Annotated in this window: 24 protein-coding genes; 1 reads left to right on the forward strand and 23 read right to left on the reverse strand. The window is 64.8% G+C overall.

Features of this window, described 5'->3' with window-relative positions:
* Window positions 1-88 precede the first annotated feature (88 nt).
* Window positions 89-1,582, forward strand: a complete 1,494-nt coding sequence (locus ACMCNM_RS17160) for an aldehyde dehydrogenase family protein (protein WP_412765011.1) — start codon at window positions 89-91, stop codon at window positions 1,580-1,582.
* 75 nt (window positions 1,583-1,657) lie between these two features.
* Here ACMCNM_RS17160 and ACMCNM_RS17165 read toward each other — a convergent pair whose 3' ends face one another.
* The 23 genes from ACMCNM_RS17165 to ACMCNM_RS17275 all read right to left on the reverse strand — a co-directional run bounded on the left by ACMCNM_RS17165 (window position 1,658) and on the right by ACMCNM_RS17275 (window position 24,044).
* Window positions 1,658-2,470: an RHS repeat-associated core domain-containing protein gene (locus tag ACMCNM_RS17165; RefSeq protein WP_412765012.1), complete on the reverse strand. Its 813-nt coding sequence runs from the start codon at window positions 2,468-2,470 to the stop codon at window positions 1,658-1,660.
* 243 nt (window positions 2,471-2,713) lie between these two features.
* Window positions 2,714-4,009 (reverse strand): NAD(P)/FAD-dependent oxidoreductase, encoded by a 1,296-nt coding sequence (locus ACMCNM_RS17170; RefSeq protein ID WP_412765013.1) that lies wholly within the window; start codon window positions 4,007-4,009, stop codon window positions 2,714-2,716.
* Window positions 4,002-4,679: a peptidase S8 and S53 subtilisin kexin sedolisin gene (locus tag ACMCNM_RS17175; RefSeq protein WP_412765014.1), complete on the reverse strand. Its 678-nt coding sequence runs from the start codon at window positions 4,677-4,679 to the stop codon at window positions 4,002-4,004. The genes ACMCNM_RS17170 and ACMCNM_RS17175 overlap by 8 nt, the downstream gene beginning before the upstream one ends.
* Window positions 4,669-6,402 (reverse strand): ABC transporter ATP-binding protein, encoded by a 1,734-nt coding sequence (locus tag ACMCNM_RS17180; protein ID WP_412765015.1) that lies wholly within the window; start codon window positions 6,400-6,402, stop codon window positions 4,669-4,671. Before ACMCNM_RS17180 ends, ACMCNM_RS17175 begins: the two co-directional genes overlap by 11 nt.
* A gap of 1 nt (window position 6,403) precedes the next feature.
* A complete protein-coding gene (locus ACMCNM_RS17185) occupies window positions 6,404-8,314 on the reverse strand; it encodes a sigma-54-dependent Fis family transcriptional regulator (RefSeq protein ID WP_412765016.1) in 1,911 nt (636 codons plus the stop codon).
* Window positions 8,315-8,587: 273 nt separating this feature from the next.
* Entirely contained in the window at window positions 8,588-9,439 is an 852-nt protein-coding gene (locus ACMCNM_RS17190) for a CsgG/HfaB family protein (protein WP_412765017.1), read from the reverse strand.
* A 34-nt stretch (window positions 9,440-9,473) separates the two neighbouring features.
* Window positions 9,474-9,887: a curli assembly protein CsgF gene (locus ACMCNM_RS17195; protein ID WP_027593461.1), complete on the reverse strand. Its 414-nt coding sequence runs from the start codon at window positions 9,885-9,887 to the stop codon at window positions 9,474-9,476.
* A complete protein-coding gene (csgE, locus tag ACMCNM_RS17200) occupies window positions 9,884-10,285 on the reverse strand; it encodes a curli production assembly/transport protein CsgE (RefSeq protein ID WP_085272957.1) in 402 nt (133 codons plus the stop codon). Before csgE ends, ACMCNM_RS17195 begins: the two co-directional genes overlap by 4 nt.
* Entirely contained in the window at window positions 10,282-10,809 is a 528-nt protein-coding gene (locus ACMCNM_RS17205; protein WP_027593463.1) for a type II secretion system protein, read from the reverse strand. Before ACMCNM_RS17205 ends, csgE begins: the two co-directional genes overlap by 4 nt.
* Window positions 10,784-11,158: a type II secretion system protein gene (locus ACMCNM_RS17210; RefSeq protein WP_085272959.1), complete on the reverse strand. Its 375-nt coding sequence runs from the start codon at window positions 11,156-11,158 to the stop codon at window positions 10,784-10,786. The genes ACMCNM_RS17205 and ACMCNM_RS17210 overlap by 26 nt, the downstream gene beginning before the upstream one ends.
* A gap of 5 nt (window positions 11,159-11,163) precedes the next feature.
* Window positions 11,164-11,637, reverse strand: coding sequence for a prepilin-type N-terminal cleavage/methylation domain-containing protein (locus ACMCNM_RS17215; RefSeq protein ID WP_412765018.1), 474 nt, complete (start codon window positions 11,635-11,637; stop codon window positions 11,164-11,166).
* Window positions 11,634-13,499 (reverse strand): secretin N-terminal domain-containing protein, encoded by a 1,866-nt coding sequence (locus tag ACMCNM_RS17220; protein ID WP_027593466.1) that lies wholly within the window; start codon window positions 13,497-13,499, stop codon window positions 11,634-11,636. Before ACMCNM_RS17220 ends, ACMCNM_RS17215 begins: the two co-directional genes overlap by 4 nt.
* The gene (locus ACMCNM_RS17225; RefSeq protein ID WP_186678043.1) at window positions 13,496-14,005 is read right to left on the reverse strand and encodes a hypothetical protein; all 510 of its coding nucleotides are present in this window, start codon (window positions 14,003-14,005) and stop codon (window positions 13,496-13,498) included. Before ACMCNM_RS17225 ends, ACMCNM_RS17220 begins: the two co-directional genes overlap by 4 nt.
* Window positions 14,005-14,568: a type 4a pilus biogenesis protein PilO gene (gene pilO, locus ACMCNM_RS17230; protein ID WP_412765019.1), complete on the reverse strand. Its 564-nt coding sequence runs from the start codon at window positions 14,566-14,568 to the stop codon at window positions 14,005-14,007. Before pilO ends, ACMCNM_RS17225 begins: the two co-directional genes overlap by 1 nt.
* A complete protein-coding gene (locus tag ACMCNM_RS17235) occupies window positions 14,555-15,097 on the reverse strand; it encodes a pilus assembly protein (protein ID WP_099429181.1) in 543 nt (180 codons plus the stop codon). Before ACMCNM_RS17235 ends, pilO begins: the two co-directional genes overlap by 14 nt.
* Window position 15,098: 1 nt before the next feature.
* Complete coding sequence (locus tag ACMCNM_RS17240) at window positions 15,099-15,893, reverse strand: hypothetical protein (protein ID WP_027593470.1); 795 nt, start codon at window positions 15,891-15,893, stop codon at window positions 15,099-15,101.
* Complete coding sequence (locus ACMCNM_RS17245) at window positions 15,874-17,544, reverse strand: GspE/PulE family protein (RefSeq protein WP_412765020.1); 1,671 nt, start codon at window positions 17,542-17,544, stop codon at window positions 15,874-15,876. Before ACMCNM_RS17245 ends, ACMCNM_RS17240 begins: the two co-directional genes overlap by 20 nt.
* Window positions 17,545-17,605: 61 nt before the next feature.
* Window positions 17,606-18,139 (reverse strand): response regulator, encoded by a 534-nt coding sequence (locus ACMCNM_RS17250; protein ID WP_172960411.1) that lies wholly within the window; start codon window positions 18,137-18,139, stop codon window positions 17,606-17,608.
* A 248-nt stretch (window positions 18,140-18,387) separates the two neighbouring features.
* Window positions 18,388-19,029 carry a SurA N-terminal domain-containing protein gene (locus ACMCNM_RS17255; protein WP_412765021.1) on the reverse strand — a complete coding sequence of 214 codons (642 nt, stop codon included), beginning with the start codon at window positions 19,027-19,029 and terminating at the stop codon, window positions 18,388-18,390.
* A 12-nt stretch (window positions 19,030-19,041) separates the two neighbouring features.
* Window positions 19,042-20,613, reverse strand: coding sequence for an ABC transporter substrate-binding protein (locus ACMCNM_RS17260; protein WP_412765022.1), 1,572 nt, complete (start codon window positions 20,611-20,613; stop codon window positions 19,042-19,044).
* Window positions 20,614-20,701: 88 nt separating this feature from the next.
* Complete coding sequence (locus ACMCNM_RS17265; protein ID WP_027593475.1) at window positions 20,702-21,367, reverse strand: SCO family protein; 666 nt, start codon at window positions 21,365-21,367, stop codon at window positions 20,702-20,704.
* A complete protein-coding gene (locus tag ACMCNM_RS17270; protein ID WP_412765023.1) occupies window positions 21,364-22,056 on the reverse strand; it encodes an SCO family protein in 693 nt (230 codons plus the stop codon). The genes ACMCNM_RS17265 and ACMCNM_RS17270 overlap by 4 nt, the downstream gene beginning before the upstream one ends.
* Window positions 22,053-24,044 (reverse strand): cytochrome D1 domain-containing protein, encoded by a 1,992-nt coding sequence (locus ACMCNM_RS17275; protein WP_412765024.1) that lies wholly within the window; start codon window positions 24,042-24,044, stop codon window positions 22,053-22,055. The genes ACMCNM_RS17270 and ACMCNM_RS17275 overlap by 4 nt, the downstream gene beginning before the upstream one ends.
* Window positions 24,045-24,053: the final 9 nt, after the last annotated feature.

Below are 24,053 nucleotides of genomic sequence, written 5' to 3' on the forward strand. Positions count from 1 at the left end.
TAACTACAGGGCTTTAACACCATCTGCTCAGGTTGGCACGCCCATTGCGCCTGTGCCCGACACACCCAATGACAAGAGGCACCGCCCCATGCTTTCCGAACTGCCCATTCTGCCCGCCACCCGCGCCTTCCTCGAACGCAAACTGAAAATGCGCATCGGCGCCGACTGGCAGGACGCCGCCAGCGGTCGCACCCTGTCGTTGCGCAACCCGGCCACCGGCGAGGTGCTGGGCGAAGTACCCGCCGCCGACGCCGACGATGTCGACCGCGCCGTGCGGGCCGCGCGCCAGGCCTTCGATGACTCGCCCTGGAGCCGCCTGCGCCCGCGTGAGCGGCAGAACATGCTGTGGCGCCTGGCCGACCTGATGGAGCGTGATGCGCAACAGTTGGCGGAGCTTGAGTGCCTGAACAACGGCAAGAGCGCCGCAGTGGCCAAGGTCATGGACGTGCAATTGGCCATCGACTTCCTGCGCTACATGGCCGGCTGGGCCACCAAGATCGAGGGTAGCACCGTCGAAGCCTCGATGCCTTTGATGCCCAACGACCAGTTCCACGGCTTTGTACGCCGCGAGGCGGTAGGCGTGGTGGGTGCCATCGTCGCCTGGAACTTCCCGCTGCTACTGGCCTGCTGGAAGCTGGGCCCAGCCTTGGCCACGGGCTGCACCGTGGTGCTCAAACCGGCCGACGAAACCCCTCTGACCGCACTGAAACTGGCCGAGCTGATCGAGGAAGCCGGCTACCCGGCAGGCGTATTCAACGTGATCACCGGCACCGGCCTGAATGCCGGCGCAGCCCTGAGCCGCCACCCCGGCGTCGACAAGCTAACCTTCACCGGCTCCACCGAGGTCGGCAAGCTGATCGGCAAAGCGGCCATGGACAACATGACCCGCGTCACCCTGGAACTGGGCGGCAAGTCGCCGACCATCGTCATGCCCGACGCCAACCTGCAGGAAGCCACTGCCGGCGCTGCCACGGCTATCTTCTTCAACCAAGGCCAGGTGTGCTGCGCAGGCTCCCGGCTGTATGTGCACCGCAAGCACTTCGACAACGTGATAGCCGACATCGCCGGTATGGCCAATGGCATGAAGCTGGGCAGCGGGCTGGACCCTTCGGTACAGATGGGCCCGTTGATCTCGGCCAAGCAGCAGGACCGGGTCACCGGCTACATCGAACTCGGTCGCGAGCTGGGCGCGACCATTGCCTGCGGCGGCGAAGGTTTCGGGCCGGGTTACTTCGTCAAGCCAACTGTGATCGTCGATGTCGACCAGCGTCATCGCCTGGTGCAGGAAGAAATCTTCGGGCCGGTGCTGGTGGCGATGCCCTTTGATGACCTCGACGAAGTGATCGGCATGGCCAACGACAACCCCTACGGGCTGGGGGCGAGTATCTGGTCGAACGACCTGGGGGCGGTGCACCGGATGATCCCGCGGATCAAGTCGGGCTCGGTGTGGGTCAACTGCCACAGCGCACTCGACCCGGCGCTGCCGTTCGGTGGTTACAAGATGTCCGGCGTCGGCCGCGAGATGGGCGCGGCGGCCATTGAGCATTACACCGAGCTCAAGTCGGTGCTGATCAAGCTCTGATCATCAGCCTGTAACAGTGACAATGCTGTTACAGGCGATGCTCTCCTGACATGCTAGTAGCCGAAAAATAAGCCCCTAGTTACTAGCCCTCGACGCTCCTCCTGAATTTTCGAAGTTGCGCACAGCCTTGGTAAGGTGTGCAAGTTTATCACTTGCAGCCTTAATCCTTGATTTACCACGAACTCTCATATGGGCACTGACATAAGCCGGATAGCTATTGAAAGGAATTCCTGGCATCCCCTTGTTTTTATTTATAACCAAGGCTGCAACGAGGTGCACCGGGTCAGTCTTGCTCACCGTATGAGAATGCGCTGTTTTGAATGCCACGTAGCGCCTCACACCCTCATCCCATTGTTCCTTTGGGAATCCAGGATTGGTCCACTTTGCTTTAGAAATTGACTGTATTTGTCCAACCTGGGCATTGCGAGTGGAAGAGCTTGAAGAAGCTGATGCAACAACATGACTAGGATCATGAGACTGACCTGATGTATCCATGGCTTCAGAGCCTTGGAATGATCCCGCATAAACGATAACGCTAGCGCGCTTCCGCTGTGCAGTCACGATCACACTTTGGCGGGGAGGTGCTGGGGGGTCGTCAAACTGAGACAACGGCCCATTGCCCCTGGTTAAAACGCTGAACTTCATATTTCCATCAATGTCCATGTAGTTGACAGGGTCGCCACCACAATATGCATAAGTATGCAGTCCCCCCACACCAAATGGGCTGTATGGGTCGGGTGAGATGAAACGCATCAGGGTCGGGCTGAACGCTCGAACTCCATTTCCTAACAGATAGCAGCTGGACAAACGATCATGCACCTGTCCATTAAAAGCCAAAACACCTATACAAGGAGAAAAAACGGAGCACCCATAAACAGAGTAGTTCATACACCCTCCTCATAGTACCAACTCGCCAGCAACCAAACTGACGCATCGTGTTCTCCATCACCCAAAAGAAGTCCCCCGAAAAATGCCATGAGTCAACCTGAAGCTAAACTTAAGCCTTATTCGAAAGCTGGAGCCAATTGCGTTGTCACGACACACCTGAAAATCAATCATGACCGTAACACATTGCACATACAAGCATGTCGAAGGCGGTCATCACAACTATCAAAACTAACAGGCGCCAAGCTACATAGGCTTTGATATACTCATCAACCATTTCTGTAATAGAATTCGTTCAGAAGTAGAATAGTCCTCTAATACCTTCTGGATACTTTTGCCTCCCTTGAGTGCTCGCACCACCGGCGCCAACTCCACGTTTTGCAAATGCCAAATTCCCAAAGGCTGATCTGCCGTTACAACCACTTCGGCCTCATCCACCAGTCCACCACGCAATACCGGCCTGCGTTCAATTTGCACCGCCTTCCAGCCCACCTTCAGATGCGACAGCTGCGCATCCGGCCATGCCCGACGGCGTTCCCAGAATGGCTGCCCAGCGCGTTTTAGCTCCTGCCCGTAGAAGTCCCGCCCGATGCGGGCAAAGCGCAAAAAAAGCTGCTCGATCCGCTGTTGGTGGAACTGCTTGGCCAGTGCCGCACGCTCAGGCCGGCGCAGTAGGGTATTGATCACCACAGGCGCCTGCAGCGCCGAGGACAGCGACTGGAAAATCCCATTCCCCGATAGTGGGTCAACCGCCATCGCAGCATCCCCCACCCGTATCCAGTCATCCCCCACGCATTCGCCGGCCAGTATCGCGGTACTGCTACGGGCATGTACCTGTGCAGGTTCCATCGCCTGCGCCCCGAACAGTTCGGCCACTAACGCCGAGCCACGGCGCCGTGTGGCGCAGTACTCAGGCAGAGCGGCCTTGGTCGGCACCCCTTGGGCATCGAGGGTAATCTGCCAATAACAGCGCCCATCGGCCAACCTGGCCATCCAGGCCCAGCCGCCGTCCAGGCTTTCCACCGCCGAAGCCGGTGCGCCTGGGGCGTCATGCCAGACATTGAGCAAACTGATCGTCTCAGGTCCGCGCAGGCGGTCAGCTGCCAACGGTGCCTGGCGCCCACGGGCCTCAACCAGGAATGCGGCCTGCAGGGTTTGCCCATCGTCCAGGCGCACCTGATGACCCTCGGCACGCGCCACCTCACGGATGCGCCCTTCGATCAGCGTCACCCCTGCCCGTGCAAGGTCAGCTCGCAAGGCACGGTCGAAGCGTTGCCGGTCGAGCAGAAACTCCTGGTTCATCTGCAGGTGCTCGCCATTCCAGCGCACCTGACGTGTCGCTGGCATCGCCGCCTCGCTCAGGGCCCCGCCTAGGCCGGCATGGCGCAGACCTTCCAGCACCCGCTGCGAAACGCCTTCCACGGCAGCAAAGCGGCGCCAGTCGGACACCACCGTGACTGGGTAGCCCAGGCGGCGCAGGCCGATTGCCGTGGCGGCCCCCGCGGGGCCGGCACCCAGCACCACGATGTGCGGCTCACTCATCCTCGGCACCTCGCCGCTCAGGGCCGCTGAATGCGGCATGGGCGCGCAGCCAGTCGAACACCTGCTGCCGCCCCATGCCGGGCCGCTCACGCAGTAACGCTGCAACGCGCCCGCTCAGCGCAGCGCAACCCAGGCTTGCCCCTGCCCGGCCACCGGCGCCGACATGGCCACCGAAGTCCGCCTGTGCAGTGCCCAGCCAGGACCACTGCCCCGGTGCGCAACGGGCATCGCCGGTCATGCGAATCACGCCCGGGTAACTGGCCGGGTACACCGCCCCACCCTGCGCCGGGCTGGAGGCGCACAGCAGCACGCCAGCCGCCTGGGCCTCGGCGCAGGCCTGGTGCAGCACGGGCCGGTCCTGCAGCAGGCCGAGGCTGAGGTTGATCAGCGTCGCCCCCTCTTCCACCAGCCATAACAATGCGGCGGCCACCTGCAACGCACTGGTGCTCGCCTGCGCAGAAAACACCTGGGCCAGCAACAGCGGCACCGGGCCAGATTCACGCAGCAGGCCAGCGACTACGGCACTGCCGTGGCCTAGTTGGTCGGGCAACGCTTCGCCTTCTCGCAGCTGGCCTTCCTCAAGCCAGAAGCGTCGTGCGCCCAGCAAATCCAGTGCTTGGGCAGACGAGCAACCGCTGTCGATGACCCCGACACGCAACTCATTGCCCATGCTTGATGGCCTCCTGGGGCAACACCTTCAGTTGCCCATCATGCAGGTGCAAATGCAAGTCAGCATCGGCGAGGGTCGAGGCTCGGTGGCTGATCAGAATGCGCGTGCGCCCGGCAAACAGCTGGTCGATGGCCGCGATCACTTCGCGCTCGGTCGCTTCGTCTACCGCCGACGTGGCCTCGTCCAGCACCAGGATCGCAGGGGCCTGCAACACCGCGCGGGCAATGGCGATACGTTGCTTCTGCCCGCCAGACAGCTGCTGGCCACGCTCGCCCAACAGCCCGTCCAGCCCCAAGGGCAGGCTTTCGACCAGGCTGTCCAGGCGCGCCAGGCGCACCACCCGTTCAAGTTCCGCACGGCTGGCTTCGGGCACCCCGTAGGCAAGGTTCTGCGCCAGGGTGCCACGGAACAGCACGATGTCCTGGCTGACCACGGCAATGCGCCGACGCAGCGCCGCCAGGTCGAGTTCGCGCAGGTCGGTGCCATCCAGCAGGATGCGCCCAGCGTCCGGGTCGTAGAACCGTTGCAGCAGATCGATCAAGGTCGACTTGCCGACGCCAGAGGCGCCGCTGATGGCGACCTTCAGGCCACCCGGTACGCAGATATTCACATCGCTCAGCACCGCGCCTTGGCGCCCGTCATGGGCGAAGTGCAAGGCCTCCAGGCGCAATTCACCTGGCCCGTCTGGTATCGGCTGTGGCGTGTCCACCTGGCGCACGGCAACGGCTTCTTGCTTAAGCTCCATTACCCGGCCCAAGCTCACGGCCATGCGCTGCACCGCCACATACAAGCCCAACAGGCTTTGCACCGGCCCGACCGCCATGCCCATGTAGGTGGAAAACGCGATCAGCGCGCCTAGTTGCCAGGTACCTTGGATCACCCACCAGCCGCCGACCAAAAAAGCGCAGGCGCGGCACCAGGAGGTCAGCGTGCCCGGTATCGCCTGGGTAAAGAACTCGGTCACCTGCACCTTGAGCAACTGGCTCATGTAGCCCTGGCCCAACTGGTCCAGGCGCCCGGCTTCCCGAGCCTGCTGGCCAGCCGCCTGAATGAACTTCATGGCCGGCAGCGTCTCGACCAGAAACGACGAGACATCGGCCGAGCGCTCACGCAAGCTGCGCACCTCGCGCTCGACTTTGCGCCGCATCCAGCGCAACCACAGCACCTCGAGCGGGATCAGCAGCGCCAGCAACAGCGACAGCTGCCAAGACAACATCAGCATCAAGGCCACCGCACCTATCAAGCCGATCACGGCAGACACCGCTGAAAACAGCGAGTCCACGGCAAAGCGCTGGATTTCGGCGACGTCGCCATCCAGCCGCGAAAGGATATCGCCGATGCGCCGCCGCCCGTAAAAAGTGGGCGACAACTGTTGCAGGTGGCGGTAAAGGTCATCACGCAGCGCGAACAGAATGCGCCCGGACAATCGCGTATGCAGGTAGCGGTTGACCCCGGCCAGCACGGTGCCCAGCAGGCCCGCAGTGATCATGATCGCCGCCATGTGCCAGAGGGTCTGGTAGTCCTTGGCCAACAGGCCTTCGTCGATCAGTGTCTTGACCAGCCAGGGTTGCGCCAGGGCCAGCAGCGACGCGCCCAAGGACAAGCCCAGCAGCACACCGATGGCGCGTCGATGGGGGCGGACAAAACCATACAGCCAGGCCAACGCCTGACGCATGAGGACAGGGTCGCTGGTCTCTACCAGCCTTGCGAACAAACCACCCATGTCAGCTACGCAACTGCTTGAGCTTGCGGTACAGCGTCGCCCGGCTGATACCCAGGGCCTCGGCGGCTGCCGAGACGTTGCCCTGGTGGCGGCCCAGGGCGCTGCGAATCAGCTCCAGTTCATTGTCCTTGAGGCTGCCGGACGGCGTCGTGCCGCTGGCCAGTTCATCGAGTAGGCAATCGGTGAGGTGATCGAGGGTCAGCACCTGCTCACCGTCCTCACGCATGGCCAGCGCGGTGCGCACGACCATCTCCAGCTGGCGGATGTTGCCAGGCCAGTCGAAGCCTTCGAGCAAGGCGCTGAATGCCGGGTCCAGGCTCACGCCCTTGGCGCCGGACTTGTCCAGTAGCCCTTGGATGATCCCGGCCAGGTCGTCACGCTCGCGCAGGGCCGGCAGGCGCAGCGAGACGCCATTGACCCGGTAATAGAGGTCTTCGCGAAAATGCTGTTCAAGCACCAGGCGTTTGAGGTCGCGGTGGGTGGCGCAGATCAGCGCCACGTCGATGTCCTGCTCGTCACCCGCGCCCAGAGGCGCCACGCGGCGCTCTTGCAGTACCCGCAACAGCCTGGCCTGCAGGGCCAGCGGCATGTCGCCGATCTCGTCGAGGAACAGCGTGCCGCCATGGGCCTGCATCAGCCGCCCGACCATGCCGCCACGGCGTGAGCCGGTGAACGCCCCTTCGCGGTAGCCAAACAGTTCGGATTCGATCAGCCCTTCGGGAATGGCCGCGCAGTTGACCGCCACAAACGGCTTGTCGGCCCGCGGGCTGGCCTGGTGCAGGGCCCGGGCGACGACTTCCTTGCCGGTGCCGGTCTCACCCAGCAGCAGTACCGGCAAGCCATTGCCCAGGCCCTGGCGGGCCATACGCAGATTGCGCGCCAGGCGTGGGTCGCCACCGGCCAGTGCATCGAGCGCCGGTGACGTGTTGGCCAGCGCCGGCTTGCTCACCGCCACGCTGCTGTTCAACTGCCCGTTACGTGGCAGTTGCAACGCGCGGAAGAAGAACTCGCCCTTGGCCGTCTGCACACTGCTGACACCGCCCTGCCAAAGCCGGGCGATGAAGGCCGGCGAGCGCTCGCCGAGCAGGTCGCTGCTACGCCGACCAATGAGGTCCTGGCGCGGCACCTGCAACAATTGGCAGGCACTGTCGTTGGCCGCCAGCACTTCGCCGTCCAGGCTCAATGCCAATAGACCGTGCCAGGCACTGTTGAGGTACTGCGGGCGGCTATGGAAGGCCAGCACCAGTTGCTCGGGGTGGCACAGGCCGAAAAGCCGGCCTTCGATGTTGCCGGCTGCCAGCATCAGCGTCGACAGGCTGTCCTGCGGTTGCGCCATCACGCCTTCGCGGGTGATGTCGAGCACACCGATCACCTCGCCCCGCGGGTCACGCAGCGGCACCGAGGTGCAAGAGAACGGGCTGAGGCGATCGAGGTAGTGTTCACCACAGTTGATCAAGGTCGGCCGCCCTTCTACCACGGCCGTGCCGATGGCATTGGTGCCACGCAGGGATTCGCTCCAGCAACTGCCTGGGTGCAGGTCACGCAAGCCTTCGCGGCTGAGCACGTGGGTTTGGCCTTCGATGGCCAGCACGTTGGCCTGGGCATCACCGAGGATGATGATGCCTGCCTTGCCCTGGCGCGAGACCAGGTAATCCAGCTCGGGGGTGACGGCATCGACCAGCAAGCGGTTGCGCTCCAACAGCATGCGCAGGTCATGGCCTTGCTCCAGGCCCAGGCCGACCTGCTCGCCTTGAAGGCAGTCCAGGCCATGGCCCAGGCTGCGGCGCCAGGACGCGTCGATTTCATCGCGCAGCATGCCCAGTGGCAGCTCGCCTTCGCTGGCCAGCTTGAGCCGGGCCTGGCGGGATTCGTGTAGCGGGTCTTGGGCGTTTGTTATTAGTTGTCGCGCCATTTTCTACTCCGGCTGCGCCCCGCGAGTGGCGGGGTACAGGCTTGGGAATTTTTCGCAGTGTGCGGGAGAAAAGGCTGGGCGTCATCTGGTTGATGGGTTGGGGTATGGCTGGAAGTGCATGGCTTGGGTTTCGTGTGCGGGCAGAGATCGAGCGCCGCGCGGGCGGCGCTCGATCTCACAGGCGCCAAACCTCTGTCGGCGAATAGCTTGATCTCAAAGGCTACGCAGCACCTGTGGGAGCGGGTTCACCCGCGAAGAGGCCCTCAAGGTCGATCACGGCTGCTGATTCTGACTCAGGTACTTGTCCACCGTCGCCTTGCCATCCCCCGCCTCCCCCGCCACCTGCCACAACCGCCGCTCAATACCCTGCGCCAGCAAATGCCCCACCGCCGCCTCGATCGCCGACAGCACGCACAGCTGCGCCGGCTCATTGGTGGTATACCCCACCTCCGCCTCCAGCAACTTCTTGAACTCGATGAACTTGAACACCCCGGCACTGCGCCCAACCGAGTAGATGGTCTTGCTGGTCATGACGTTGGCCAGCACCTGCCCGGTGCGCACATCGACTGCGCGCAAGTTCACGGTCACCTGGTCGACGCGGTACTCGCGGGAGATGTCTATGCCTAAGTAACGCGCCCCTTCCCCGCCACTGCGCACGTTGGTGTCATAGGCGATGATGCCGCCTTCGAGCATCAGGTTGGCGGCCTGCAACGGCGGCAGTTCGCCCATGATGTTCTCTGCAACATCCGGCTTCTTCTGCGAGGCGCGGATGATCTTGCGTTCGGTCAACAGGTTCTGCAGCCCTTCACGCTCCAGCACCACGAACCAGCCACTGGCGCTCAGGGCGTCCATCAGCATGCTCGCCGCGCCTTGGGTGACGCTGGTCGAGAACGAACTGGCCGGGGTGGGTTTGTACTGCCCGGTCTGGTCGCGGAAGCCATACACCACCGCCATCAGCCGGCCTTTAGGGCGTGGCATGTTGATCAGGTCGTAATAGGTCGAGGCGCGCGGGGTCAGGGTCGGGGTTTCCGAGTCCTGTTCGGCCGACATGGGTTCGCGCAGGCTGCAACCACTTTGCAGGCCAAGGGCGGTGAGGATCAGCAGCGTGCTCAGCAGACGTTTCATGGTGTTCTCTCCCCAACATAAATGCCTTTCCCTCTCAGGGGTTCAGGCCGCTGACCTCAATGATCGAAATTTCTCCTGTGGCGCGGTCGGTGACCTTGATGCTCAGCGCCCCTGAATCGTCGATAACGTCGATCAGGAAGGCATCGGTGGCCATGCTTCCGGTGCTGCCATTGCTGATGTTGTCCAGCAGCTGCGACAACATCCGCGACTCCAGCTGATTGCTGAAGCGCTCCAGGGCCGAGGTGCCCGAGAAGGCAGACGCGCGGTCCTTGAGGTCGGGGTCGTCGTAGTCGTTCTGCGCCTGGGCGTTGTTCAGCAACCAGGTGCCGTTGAGCGGGTTGCCGCCGAAGGCCGGGTTGACCGGGGTGTACACCAGCTCGGTGGCCTGGGCAGCACAGGCGCTGGCCAGCAGGCAGGCGGCGATGCAACGGGGAATGCGGGTTTTCATAGCTCGTCCCTCTCCAGATCGGTGGTGTCCTGCAGCAGGCGTTGCAACTTGCGTTGGATGATCTGCTGCTTGACCAGGTCGGCGGCCGCGACGGCCTCTTCTTTGAGTTCCGTTGTGTTGGGTGGCAGGAAGCGGCGGTACATCACGTCGCGCTCGAACTCCACGGTGATCAGGCTGCCCCAGCGGGCATCCGGGCGTTCGCGCACCACCAGGTTGAAGTCCAGGCGGCTGGTGGCACGCAGGCGGTCGGCGAAGTAGTAGTAAAAATCGTGGCCGATGTGCGAGATGGTGTTGTCGACGATAAAGCCCATCATCTCGTCCTCTTCAGCCGCCTTCAGCGCGCTGCTCAGCGAGCTCGCCAGCAACAGGCTCAGGCACAGCGCAGCCAGGCGGTTCATGGCGTGTCTCCCGGGCCGGCATGGGGCTGGGCACCATTGGGGCTGTCGGCGAACGCCTGCTCGGCGACGAACTGCCAGTCGCTGTAATGCTCCAGCCCTTCGAAGCCCGACCACTCGGCGGCAAAGCCACTGCGTTTGAACGGGGTGGCGTCCGAGCGGCTGTGCACGCCGGTGATACGGCCGTCGATCGAGCGCAGCAGGCCCCAGTCGTCGCTGTTGGTGATCGGGTCCGGGTAGAGCCTGCGGATGTGCCGCTTGGCCTCGGGGAAGCGGTTGTCCTGCAACAGGTCGGCCAGGTCCTGGGGGTACTGGGCCAGCCCCGGCGATGCGCGGTAGTAACTGCGCAGGGCTTGGGCGTACTGGCTGCCGACCCACAGCAACTGGCGCTCGTGGTCGCGCTGGGCGGCACTCGACCAGACCGTCCCGGTGGCGGCCAGGGCCACGCTGCTGACCGCGATCAGCAGCAGCACGCCCAGGTAGGTGAAGCCGGCACAGGCCTTACCATTCAGCATAGAGGCTGCCATCACGCGCCCTCCCTGTAGCGCCGCTTTTGATGTCGGCCACGCCACCGGCCACACCTTCCGGCGGTGGCACCAGTTGCCAGGCATCGCTGCGTTCGGTGATCGGGTCCACCGGGGTGTTGCGCAGGTAGCGCAGCTCGACCAGTTGCTCAAGCGAATCGGGGTAGTGCCCGGTGTCGCCGTAGAAGTGGTCCAGCGACTCGCGCAGCACTGCCAGGCTCTGGCGCAGGGTGGCCTCGCGGGAGCTCTCCAGGCTGTTGAAGTAGCGCGGCATGGCGATGGTCATCAGCGTGGCGATAATCGCCATCACCACCAGCAGTTCGATCAGGGTGAAGCCTCGGCTGCGTTTCATGGCCGTCACCATTGCCCGTAGGGGATGTTGTTGAGGCCTTTGCCACGGGCCTTGGAATACACGTCGAAGACGTCTTCGCCTTCCCGTGGGCTGTCAGGGCTGCTGTCGTAGGCACGCAGGCCCCAGGCCCCCTCATCGTCCTCCTTGGCCGCCAGCAGCGGGTCGTGGGGGATGCGCCGCAGGAAGTAGAACTTGGCCCCCTTGGCACTGCGCACATCACGCACCCCGTCGACCAACACCTGCAGGTTGGGCGGGTAGCCGCTGGCATCCAGGCGTTTTTCGATGTAGCCGGCGTCAAAGGCGCGCTTGTAGGCATCGATTGCATCACGGATCTGATACAGCGCCTCGCGCAGTTGCTGCTCCTTGCCCCGGCGCACCACGGTTTCGGTCAGCGGCGCGGCCATGCTGGCGAGCAGCCCGAGCAGTGCCAGGGTCAGCACCACCTCGATCAGGCTGAAGCCTTGCATGCCGCGTTTCATGGCCGCGGGCTCCCGTTGGCAGGCACCACGGCCATCTGGCTTTCCACTACCGGCGTGTCACCGGACGGCGTATTGCCCGGTACATCGGTTGGCGGCAGCGGCGCCATCTGGCGGACTTGCAGGCTCGACTCGGTGCCGGTGGCAAACTCCATGTCCGACGGGCTCTGGTACGGCAGGTTGCGCACGATGCGCGGGGTAATCGCCAGCACCAGTTCGGACTTGCTCATGTCGTCCTTGTTGCTGCCGAACAGCCGGCCCAGGCCGGGGATGTCGCCCAGGCCGGGGATCTTGTTGCCGCTGGCGTTGTGGTCGTTACGCACCAGCCCGGCCAGTACCTGGGTTTCACCGTCGTGCAGGCGCAGGCTGGTCTGGGCGTTGCGGGTATCGACCTGAACCGGAATGGTGCCCTGGCGCGTGGCCTCCAGTGGGGTGGCGTTGCTGACCTCCAGTGCAATCTTGATCGCCACTTCGTTGTTCAGGTGCACGGTAGGCTGCACTTCAAGCTTCAGGCCCACGTCCAGGTAGGTGACGCTTTCGGTGATCACTGGGCCCTGGGTCGACGGCACCGAGGTGGCGCTGATGATCGGCACCCGCTGGCCGATGTGGATGCGTGCCTGCTCACGGTTGCTGACGCGGATCACCGGGCTTGCCAGGGTGTTGATGTCCTTGTCCTGGGCGTTGATCTTGGCCTGTGGGGCCGGCGAGATACTGATGCGGCTGGAGTCGATGCCGCGCAACTGGTCCAGCACGCTGACCGGTTTGCCGTCGGAGGTCAGCACGCCGAAGGTGTTGGGCCATTGCAGGCCGAGGTCGAGGATGCGCGAGGTGGCCACCTCCATAACCTCCACTTCCAGCACCACTTCGGGGTTGGACTGGTCCTGGGACTGCAGCAGCTTCTCGGCCATGCGCACTGCGTCGGGGCTGTCGCGCATGGTCAAGGTGTTGAGGCGCTCGTCGACGAACACATCGCGGGTCTTGAGCATGGTCTTGACCATGTTCAGCGCCGTGTTGGCGTCGATGCTGGTCAGGTAGAAGGTGCGCATGACCAGTTCCTGGTAGTCCTTGGCCTTTTGCGGCGAGTCGGGGTAGATCATCAGGGTGTTGTCGTTGACGATCTTCTGGCGCAACTGGTTCTGCTCCAGCAGCAGGGCCACGGCGTCCTCGATGCGGACGTCGCGGACGAAGATGGTGGCCTTCATGTCCGGGCGCAGGTCTTTGTCGAAGATGAAGTTGATGCCAGCGACCTGGGACAGCACTTCGAAGATGGTCTTCAGGTTGGCATCACGAAACTCCAGGGTGACCGGGCGCTCCAGCTTGCTGCGCAGCTGCGGGAAGGGCTGCGCAGTGCGTGCCTGGACGTTCTCGATGTCGCTGCGCAGGGTCATGCCCTTCTGGTTCTGCGGGTCCAGGCGCAGCACTTCGCGCATGTAGCGCTCGGCACCGAACAGGTCGCCCTGGCGCAGGGCCGCCTGGCCGAGGGCGACGCGTTCGTCAAGGGTGCGGATCAGCTCCAGTTGACGGATGCCTTCCTGGGCACGGCGGTTGTTGGGCTCGATGCTCAGCACCCGGCCGTAGCCCATGCGCGCACCGGCAAAGTCGTGGCGGATACGGTCGCTGTCGGCCTGGCTCAGCAGTGCCTCGACCGCCGCCTGGCGGCCATGGGCCAGGGCGATGTTCAGTTCGGTGTCGCGCGGGTCTTCACGCAGGGCCTCTTCCAGGCGCGCGATGCCGGCTTCGTACTGCCCCTCCTTCATCAGTTCTGCGCTGTCTTCGCGTACCGCACTGGAGCCGCAGCCGGCGATGGCCACGCACAGCGCCAACAGCAGGAACGGAGCAGGCTTGCACAGCTTCGATGACTTCATGGTGCGCTCCCGACAGACAAGGTCTGCGACTGATGCAAAGGCAGGTAGACCAGGCTCAGCTCGTTGGCCGAGACCCGGTCGAGGCGGTAGGTGTCTTCGATGACGTCGCCCTGGCGCACGACGTAGAGTTTTTCGCCGCTCTGCAGAAACACCTGCAGGTCGTCGCGATCGCCCAGGCGGCCGACGAACTGGAAGGGCAACGCCGGTGCCGTGGGTGCGGCAACCACCACGGGTGTGGCGATGATCGGTTGTTCGGTGACGGTGGCCAGGGCCTTGGGTTTGGTCCAGCGCTGGCTCGGGAACAGGTCGGTGGAGGCCTGTTCTGGCCTATTCGCGGGCAAGCCCGCTCCCACTGGTTCCATGGGCACCCCCGAACCTGTGGGAGCCGGCTTGCCGGCGATTGGGGCGTCCTCGACTTGCTGGCCAAACCAATGCCCAGGCGCCCACGCCAGCGCGGCAGAAAGCCCAAGAAACCCGAGCCAGACCAACCCACGTTGAGTATTCATCACGACCTCGACAGGTAGAGGGTCATGCGCAGGCGGGCGTTGAGCTCGCTGTCGCCGATGCGTTTGCGTTGCAGCTCAAGGTCTTCCAGCACCAAGGTCGGCAGCTGGCCAAGCAGGCCCTTGAGGAAGCCGCGGATCTGCGGGTAACTGCCGCGGACCGGCAGCACGATCTGGTAGCGCGCCAACTGGGTTTTCGGGTCGATGCCCAGGGCGTACTCGCCGCGTGCCAGGCTGATGTGCTCGGCACTGGCCAGGTGATACAGCCGCTCGATCAGTTCGCTGGCCTGCGGCTGACCGGGCAGTTGCTGACGCAGGGTGTCGAGGGCCTGCTGCTCGGGCTTGACCGCGATTTTCAGCTCGCCGCGTTGCACCCTTCCCACTTGCACACTGGCGTCTGCCTCGCTGGCCCGCAGTTCGCGCACGCTTTGCCATTGCGGCAATACACCGGCCACCGCCACGCCGACCACCAGCAGGCCAACGGCAACGGCGGCCAGGCCCACCGGGCCGATACGGCGCAGGTACTCCTGAATGATCAGGCTGCTAAGCGGTTCAGGGGCGCGCATGGCCGGTCTCCCAGGTGGCGGTCAGGGTGAAACGCACCGGGTGCTCCGGCTGGCTCACCATCACCTCGTGATTGAGCAACGAAACATCGCTGAGCTCGGCACTGGCCTCCAGGCGCTGGTGGTACTGCAGCATCGCCTCCAGGTTGCGCGCCTCGGCGGCAATGCGGACCTGGCCCTTGCGAGCGTCCGGGGTCAGGCCAAGCAGCGCCACATCGTCCTGCGGCAGTGCTTCGAGCATGGCGAACAGTTGCTGCCAGGGCCGTTGCAGCTGCTGCGAGACATTGCGCATCTGCGCCAGGCGCTCGGCCTGCTCGCGGCTGGCTGCACTGCTTTGCGGCGCCGCGGTGGCTGGGCGCCGGCCCAGTTGCAGCTCCAGGCTGTGCAGGCGGCCTTCGAGGTCGACTTGCTCGCCCTGCAGGTGGTGTTGCAGCAGCACCAGTGCGGCCACCCCTGCACAGCCCAGGGCCAGCAGCGACCAAGCCAAGGCGCCATTGCGGCGGGGCTGGAATTCCAGGTCGAGGCGGCGCATGTCAGGCCACCGCCCGCCACATGGCGCACAGGGGGTCGGCTTCGCTGGCCGGCTGGCACAGCTGCACCGCTGCCAGTTGCGGCACGTCGCCGCGGCCGGGCGCATGCAGGTAGACCCGTGGCAGATGCTCGCCGTACAGCTCGCAGGTACGCTCGATCAACGCTTGCAGGGCCTGGTCGGTATCGGCACAGCCTTGCGCCAACACCTGCTGCCAGGCACCGCCAGCAGCCAGCAACAGCACGCTGCGGCGCGGCTCGGCGAGGACGAACAGGAAGTCGCCTTGTGCCAGCTGCGCCGAACAACGGTTGTAGGCCGCCATCAGGTACGGCTGCACCGAGCGCAGGCTCAGGCGGCTTTCCCGGCCCAGCGCCTGCAGCCGTTGCAGCAAGGCCTCGGGCAACGCCGTGGCAATGCGTGCGGCACCTGCCGGCTCCGGCGAGAGGACGATGCGCCAGTCACCCAGCGACTGGCCGTAGAGGTTCTCGAAGCAGGCCCGCGCATAAGCATCCAGCTCGCGTGGATGGCCAATGGCATCGCTCCACGGGACCAGGCAGAAGCGGCTGTAGCGGGCCGACAGCAACACCCGCAATTGGGCGCCGCGTACGGCGTGCTCGGCCAGCAGGGCGCCCAGCGCTTCGACAGCAGCTTCCCAGGCCGGTTGGGCGGCGTCGCAGCTGAATTCGCGGCTGCCCAGCCACTGGTGCTGATTGCCTTTCCAGCAACCCAGGCCAACACCCTCGGCGCCGAGCACGGCACAGTATTTATGAGCAGCACGATCACGCAATGAATGTGACACGGTTGATCTCCTCAAGGGTGGTGCGGCCGTCACGGACCAGGTCCAGGGCCGAGGCCCGCAGCAAGCGCAGGCCGCGCTGGCAGGCGAGTGACTTGATCTGCGACAGGGGGCGGCGTTCGACGATCATCTGCCGCAGGTCATCGTCCAGGTGCAGCAGCTCGGCGATGGCGCTGCGGCCGCGATACCCGCTGCCGCGGCACTGGCCACAGCCCTGGGCGCGGACGAACGTCCAGCCAGCGACGGCGGCGCGGGTCAGGCCCGAGGCCAGCAGGGTTTCATCGTCCACTTCGCAGGCGCTGGCGCAGTGCGGGCAGGCCAGGCGAATCAGGCGCTGAGCCAGGATGGCGTTGAGCGCCGAGACAAAGCTGTAGGGGTCGACCTGCATCTGGCTGAAGCGGCCGATCACATCGAAGACGTTGTTGGCGTGGATGGTGGTGAACACCAGGTGCCCGGTCAGGGCCGACTGCACGGCGATCTGTGCAGTGTCTGGGTCGCGGATCTCGCCGACCAGGATCTTGTCCGGGTCGTGGCGCAGGATCGAGCGCAGACCGCGGGCAAAGGTCAGGCCCTTCTTCTCGTTGACTGGAATCTGCAACACGCCGGGCAGTTGATATTCGACCGGGTCTTCGATGGTGATGATCTTGTCAACGCCGTGGTTGATCTCGCTGATCATGGCGTACAGGGTGGTGGTCTTGCCGCTGCCGGTGGGGCCGGTGACCAGGATCATGCCATAGGGTTCGGCGGCCAGCCGGCGCAAGGCACGCAGGGTTTCGTCGGCAAAGCCCAGGGCCTGCAACTGCACGCCGCTTACCTTGTCGGACAGGTCCTGTTTGTCGAGCACCCGCAGCACGGCGTCTTCGCCAAAGATGCTGGGCATGATCGAGACCCGGAAGTCGATCTGCCGCTCACCCACGGCGACCTTGAAACGACCGTCCTGGGGCACGCGTTTCTCGCCGATGTCGAGCTCGGCCATGACCTTGATGCGCGAGATCACCTGGTCGGCGAAGGCGCTGCCGCTGGCCTTGCCGGCACCGTTGAGCACACCGTCGATACGGTACTTGATGGTCAGGCCCTGGCCGGTCATGCCCAGGTGAATGTCGCTGGCGTGCAGTTTGAGGGCGTCGTAAAGGGTCGAGTTGACCAGCTTGACCACGCGGCTCTGGTCTTCGCTGATGCTGGTCAGCGACAGGCGTTGCAGCGGGTCGCTTTCGCTGCTGGCTTCACTGTCTTGGTCAAGCGCATCGACCGCGTGGAAGCTTTCTTCATGGCGGGCCAGAAACGTCGCCAGCTCGGCGGCGTGCGCCAGGTACAGCGGCGCGCCTTGCAGCACATCGTCGATCCAGGCCAGGCGCGCAGGGTCGAAGGGGTCGGCGAACACACCCAGCAGTTCGCCGCCCTGCTCGATCAGCACGAACTCGCGTTTCAGGCACTGGGCCAGGCTGACCTTGTCGAAGCGGGGGGTGCTGGCCAGCAGCGCCTGGCTGTGCAGCACGGGGTAATGCAGGGTGATGCCGAGGCGGCGGGTGAAGGTGTCCGGGGTGTCGTTGGCCAGGCGCTCCAGGCAATTGAGCAGGCGTTCGTCACTGGCTTGCAGACGGGCCTGGGCCAGCAGCTCGCGTGTAAAACCGACAATCTCGAGTACTTCGGGCATGGCCTGCGACTCCGCTCAGGGGGCGCGTCGCAGGCTGGCTCAGCCAGGGCAGCGGGCGCCGCTATTCCCCTGTGAGCAGTTGTTCGTCATCCGGACCTGGGGGCTTGGCGCCATTACGGCGGCGGTCGGCCAGTACCCAGCTACCATCGTACAACTGCAGGGGGAACGATTCGTTCCTGGTCTGGCGTCGTTCGACGAACCCTTCTGCCGGGTTGTCCGTGGCCCTGCGCCGGCGCTCGATGCCCATCAGGTCGAGGATCGCGCGCGCCAGTTCCGCTAACGGGAACGGTTTGAACAGGACATGGGTCACGCCAAGTTCGGCGGCTCGCTCACGGACCTCGGCGGTCGGGTGGGCGGTGATCAGCACGAAGTGGCACTGCCTGTTCTTGCGCACGGTCTCCAGTACCTGAAAACCCTCCATATCGGGCAAGCGGTAATCCAGCACGATCACTTGCGGTGCCAGGCGTTCAGCCTGCTCGATACCACTGGCACCGTCGTGGGCAACATGAACTTCCAGGCCTTGCGCCTGCAAATACGCCTGCAGGTTCTGCGCAAGAGTCTGTTCGTCATCGACTACCAATACTCTGTTCACCAAGGTCGACTCCCAAATACTGCCCGGTTTCCCGGTCTGCGAAGTGCGGCCTTGATAAGGCTTGAGCAGGCTTCGTGCCAGGCGTGAATAGTCATGCTGCACCACTGTAAGTCGTTGATCTGGCAAGGGTGCCCGAAAACACCCCAGGCGCGGAGAGCAGGCGAGCTCGCCCGGTTCCCCACATCCGGGGAACCTGATGGCACTTTGCCAAGTCGTTATTCCCCAGCTTTGGGGAAACGCCATCGGGGCCTTCAGTCGGCGATTTCCACTTTAGCGGATTCGCGCAAACGTTGGCGCACAGCTTGCCGCGCTTGCGCCTGCAATTGCCCGATGAGCGAGGCCCTGGCCAAGACCAGACCCTGTTCACGTATGACAGAAGGGTTATCACTTTGGTTCTGCGCTCCTTGCAGTCTTTGTCGATTGGCCCTGTAGAAGGCCTCCACCTCGGCCTGGCTGGGCGCGTCGACCGCGCTGAGCTGGGCATACACCCGCTGGGCAGCCAGCTCGCGGCGGGTGTAATCAGCGTACTCTGCCCTATCGAAGCCTGCCTGCGCCAGACGCCGTTCAAACACTGTCGGGCTGCCAAACGCCGCCTCCACTTCACCAACCTGGGCAGACACCTGTTCATCACTGATGCCGATGCCCTGGCGTTGGGCCTCCTGCCACAGCAGCTCCTTGTCGATCAGCTCGTCCAAGGCCTGGTCGCGCAGGCGCTTGTACAGGGTCGGGTTGCGGATGCTGGCCACCGCGCGGCCCTGGGCTTCGAGGTACTCCGTGAAGTAGCGCTCAAGGCGCATCACATCGATCTCCACACCGTTTACTCGCGCGGCCGGCACATCGGCCCAACTCGCCTTGGCGACCAGCAGCAACAGGCACAGCAATAGGGTACGCATGGCAACCTCCGCTCAAGGGGTGTCCGGCACTGGCCGGTACGGGGTGACCGAGGTGAAGCGCGGCCCGGGCAAGGCCACCGCCACCACGTGGGCACCGGCCATGCCCTGCCGGCGACCGGGACCAAAGCCCAGGGCTGGCGTGAGGCCGGTAGCGACGTCGTGCAGGCCCTCCAGGGCCGTGATCAGTTGCTCGCGGCTTGCATCTCGGCCGATCTGTTTAAGGGCCTCTGTCAGCAAGCGCAGGGCGCACAGGGTGTTGACCTGCAAGGACGCCTGACGCGGGTCCAGGCCCTGGCGTTGTTGCAGCCCGGCGAGGGTCGCCAGGCCTTGCTCGGTCCAGTCTTCGGGCACGAATGGGTAGGCAAGGTAGACGCGCTGCGACCACTGCGCAGGTAAGTTCGCCACGGCCCCGACCACCTGGCTGGACGCTGCAAACAGGTATGGCTGGCGGCCTGCCGCCTGCAACGCGGCAGCCAACTCGGCAAAGGCCTGGGCGCGGCCAACGAAGACTATGCCCTGGCCGTCCACCGCCTGGCCATCGAAGGGCTGCAGGGCGCCGGGGGCCCAGCCTTGCTGCACAAGCTGTTCACGCACCTGCTCGGCCAGCGGCGCTTGCTCGTCACCGGCATACACCACACGCAAGCCATCTGGGGCGAGGCCCAAGGCGTCACGGGCGTGGCCGGCCAGGCTCAGCAGTTGCGCAGGCAAGCCCGGCAGCGGGTCGAAGATCTGCGCACTGCCGCCACTGCGCGGGGTGCTGCCGATCAGCGGCACGTTCTGCTGCGCCAGGACGGTGGTCAGTCGCTGATCGAGCATAGGTGCCAGCGGGGTAATCAGGCTGAACACCTGCTCCTTGTCCAGCAATTGGCGAAGGGCCTGCTCGGCGCTGTCGGCGTCGCTGCCCGGGTCGAGCACCACCAGTTCCAGGCGCCGCCCGTGCACACCGCCTTGCTGGTTGAGTTGCGCCAGGCCGTCTTCCAGTACTGCGCGCACCACGTGCCCTGCTTCGGCCAGCGGCCCGGAGCCCGGCAGCAAGGTGCCCAGGCGCAGCACGCCCTCCTCCACGCCCGGGTCGCGCTCATCGGCCAGGCGTTTGAGGTAGGCGGTAAGGTTGCGCTGGTCGGCGAGGGTCAAATCGAAACGCGGCATGGCGGCGTCCAGGCGATTGCCGGCAGGGTCCACCCCCTGCTGGATCGCCCTGGCCAGGCTGGCGTCGGTATAAGGCGGGTAACTGCGGCCATTGGCCTGCCGCTCGCCCTGGCCCAGGGCCAGGCGTTGCCAGTCGAGGCTCGGCGGGCGTACACCGCCTTCGGCGCGGCCGCGGCCGTCGGTGCCGTGGCAGCTTGCACAGGGTAAGACGCTGGCAGGAACGCTCATGTCGCTGGAGCCGACGCGTGCCAGCAATTGTGCGTCGCTGCTCGACTGGCCTTCGCGGTACAGACGCTTGCCGGCCTGTTCGTGTTCGGTGAGGTCGAGGGCAAAGGTTGAGCCGCACAGAGTGAGCCCTAGCACGCATACCAGGCTTTTGTAGGAGCGGCCTTGCGTCGCGAAAGGGCTGCGCAGCAGCCCCAGCAGTCTCTGCATCGACACCAAAATCTGGGGCCGCTGCGCAGCCCTTTCGCGACGCAAGGCCGCTCCTACAAGGGCATTGGCCAGCGCAAGGTTCATGATGTCACCGCCCTGCCAGCGGCTGGGCCAGCAGCTGCATGCGCTGCGCGATCGCCATTGGCGGCGCATCGGGGCGGATCTTGCTCCAGCGCTTGCCTGCCACGTCACCGGCAATCAGCTGCGTGGAATGCTGTTCGGGGCTGGGCAGGAACTGGCCGATGCGGCCCAGGACCAGGTCGACACTGGCCTTGTCGCCAGTCAGGAACAGCCAGTTGGGGCCGTCCACGCCCTGCTTCTCGGCAAAGGCCTTGAGCGCCGCCGGGGTGTCGTTGAGCGGGTCGCTGCTGATCGAGACGAACGTCACCTGCCCGGCCAACGCCGGCCCCATGGCCTCGCGTACCTCCCGCAGCTTGCGGGTGATCAACGGGCAGGCGTCGGTGCAGTGGGTGAAGATGACGTTAAGCATCACCACCTTGTCCTTGAGCACATCGCTGTAGAAGCGCAGGTCGCGGCCATTCTGGTCCTTGAGCACGGTGTCGGTGAACCAGGTCTGGGCATCGCGGGTGCCGCCGCCGCTGGTCATCGCCTGGGGCGCTGCCTGTGGCTCGGGCGCCTGCTGGGCATGGCCTTCATGGGCCAATGCGACCGAGGCAAGAATCCACAGGCAACCGCCCAGTACCAGCCAGTCGAGACCGCGCATGCCGGCGCGGCGTGAGATCAGATGGCTCATGGTTGCACCTCGTTATGGTCACCGGTGTGGTCGGCATGGTGTTCGGCGATGGCCGTGCTCTTGGCATGCACCCGGCGTGCGCTGAGGCGGTTGATTTCCGCGACCAGTACCGCCGGGTCGGTGAAGCCGTAGTAGCGGGTCCAGTGGCCGCTGCGGCCATCGCCCACCAGAATCAGCGGCGGGTGCTGGCTGAGGTCGGCACTGAAGCTGCCCAGGCCTTTGAGGGTTTCGGTGATGGCGTACGACGTACCGGTCAGCCAGCTCCAGCCCGGCCCTTTCTGGAAGGCCTTGGCGTAACCTTGCAAGCGCTTGGAATCGTCGCGCTGGGGGTCGACGCTGATCGACACCAGATGGATTTCTTCACCCACACGGCCACCCAACTGCTGCTGGACCTTGCCCATGATCGACGACACCACCGGGCACACCGTGGTGCAACTGGTGTAGATGAAACCCATCACCACCAGGTGATCGCCGACCAGGTCCTTCTCCAGGCGCACGGGCATGCCGTCCTGGTCCAGCAGCGAGACATCGGCAAAGCGCACACTGGCTTTCTCCTGTCGCGCGGCGGGCGGTTGCTCGGCATGGCCGCTGTGGTCATGCCCGGCATGGGCCAAGGCCAGGTTGCTGGACAACAACAGGGGCAGCGCCAGGCTCAGGCCCAGCCGTGTGAAAGCATGCTTGGCGTTCATCGCACACTCCTGGTTTGCATCTGGGAAGCGTCCCCTTGGGACGCCGTGGAGGCCGAGGCCGGCAGGACGCGCAGGCTGGTGTAATTCTCTTCGGCAAACTTGCGGCCCAGCGACGGTGACTGCACATGCAGGTACCAGGCGCCGGCTTCGGGCAGGGTCAAGGCCGCTTGGTAGACACCCTCGCCCACTTCTTCCAGGCGCAGGTTGCGCGGCATCGACGACGGCGCCAGGAAGTAGCGCAGGCTCAGGTCGTTCAGGCCCAGGCGCGGTTCACCGTCGTCGCCGACGATGCGCACCCGTGCGGTGAAGGCGCTGTGCTGCGGCAAAGGCTGCTCTAGGCCAAGGAACTCGGCATGCGCGCCCTTGTGCTTGCGGGCATTCGGCGCCTCGCCCACATCGGTGCTGAAGCAGTGGATGATTTGCGGCTGGTTGAGCAGGAAGGCCACGTCGAACTTGCCGGCCGCCGGCAGCTTCACCGTCGAGCCGTACACCCCTGGGGCCACCTCGCGCAGGCTGCGGTCGACGACGATGGCGGCGCGGGCCTGGTGGCCGCGGTTGTTGTAGCCCGACATCGGCGCGTTCATGCCCTCGGCGTAGAAGTAGGTGGTGTTGTCTACCGGGTTGACCACGAACACCGAGTTGTCGTCACGCGACACCGATAACCCTTGTGCCAGCGGCAGATCACCGGCTTGGCGCGGCGCGGCAGGGCCGGCGTCGAAGCCCTGGACGATCGGCGAACGCCCTTCCCCAAGGCTGCTCAGGTTGATCATGCTGACCTTGGGCGAGGCCAGGCCGCGGACGTAGGCATAGCCCTTGGTAAAGGTCAGTTGGTAGGGTTCGGCCGCCACCGGGATCCGGTGGATGAGCGTGTCGGTACTGGCATCGATCACCAAGGCTTGGTTCTCCAGGGTGTTGAGCACGATGCCGTAGCGCCCGTCGCTGCTAAAACGCATCGGGCCCAGGCCCTGTTCCGCCGTGACGGTGTGGCGCAGTTGATGGCTGCGGGCATCGATGACCCGCACCGTGCCTTCTTGGCCGTCGACCACATAGACCGCCTGGGACAGCGCCGAGTAGCTCACCGACAGCGGGTGCGGCCCCACCTCCAGGGTCTTGGCCAGACGCATTTCAGGGATGTCGATGATGCTCAAGGTGCCGCTGTCGCGATTGCTGACAAAGGCGTAGCGCGAGTCGCTGCTGAAGGCGATCTCGTGGTGCCCAGAGCCGGTGGCGAAGGACTTGAGGGTGCTGCGCCCGGGCACGTCGATCACCGTTACCCCGCCCTTGGCCGGGTCGCTGCTGTTGTTGCCCACCCAAAGCCGATGCTGGTCCGGTTGCAGCGCCACCCGCGTCGGTTGGTCGCCGGCATCCAGGTCGGCCACGCGGGTGAAGGTCTCGGTATCGATCACCGACACCTTGCCGCGCTCCGGGATCGACACGAACACCTGCTTGTCGTCGCCGGTGGCCGCCCAGTCCATGGGCCTGCCTGGCAGTTCGATACGGGCCATGGTGCTGGTGACGCCCCCCACCGAAACCGTCGGGTCGATGACCGTCAGGCTGGCGTCCTTGTTCAGCACCAACAGGAAGTAGCTGTTGAGGTCGAGCAACGGCCGGGCGCCAATGCTGCTTTTCAGAAACAGCGCCACGCGGGCCTTGCAGCTTTGGTCGCGGTCGCCGACCGGTGCCGACTGGGCCGGGTCGATCCAGGCCCCCGGCGCCATGCCCGACAGCGGCTGGCCGCTGGTCTGGTCGCTGACCTTGAAGCGCACATTGGCGAAGGCGCCTTCGCGCAGCTCGCCCCCGGCCAGCGGCCGCGCCTCAAACTCCACGGTCACCCCGTCCCGGCTGAGCCGGTGCAGGACCTGCGGGTCGGCAGGCTCCTGCAGCAGCTCGCGTGGGTCGCACCAGAGCTGCTCATACGCCACGCCCAGGCCGATCAGTGCCACTCCCAGCAGTACCCCCAAGTAAGCAGGGCGAGTCTTCTTGTTCATGCTCGCACT

Origin of the sequence: Pseudomonas sp. NGC7 (genome assembly GCF_047159675.1) — a bacterium.
GTDB lineage: Bacteria > Pseudomonadota > Gammaproteobacteria > Pseudomonadales > Pseudomonadaceae > Aquipseudomonas > Aquipseudomonas kermanshahensis.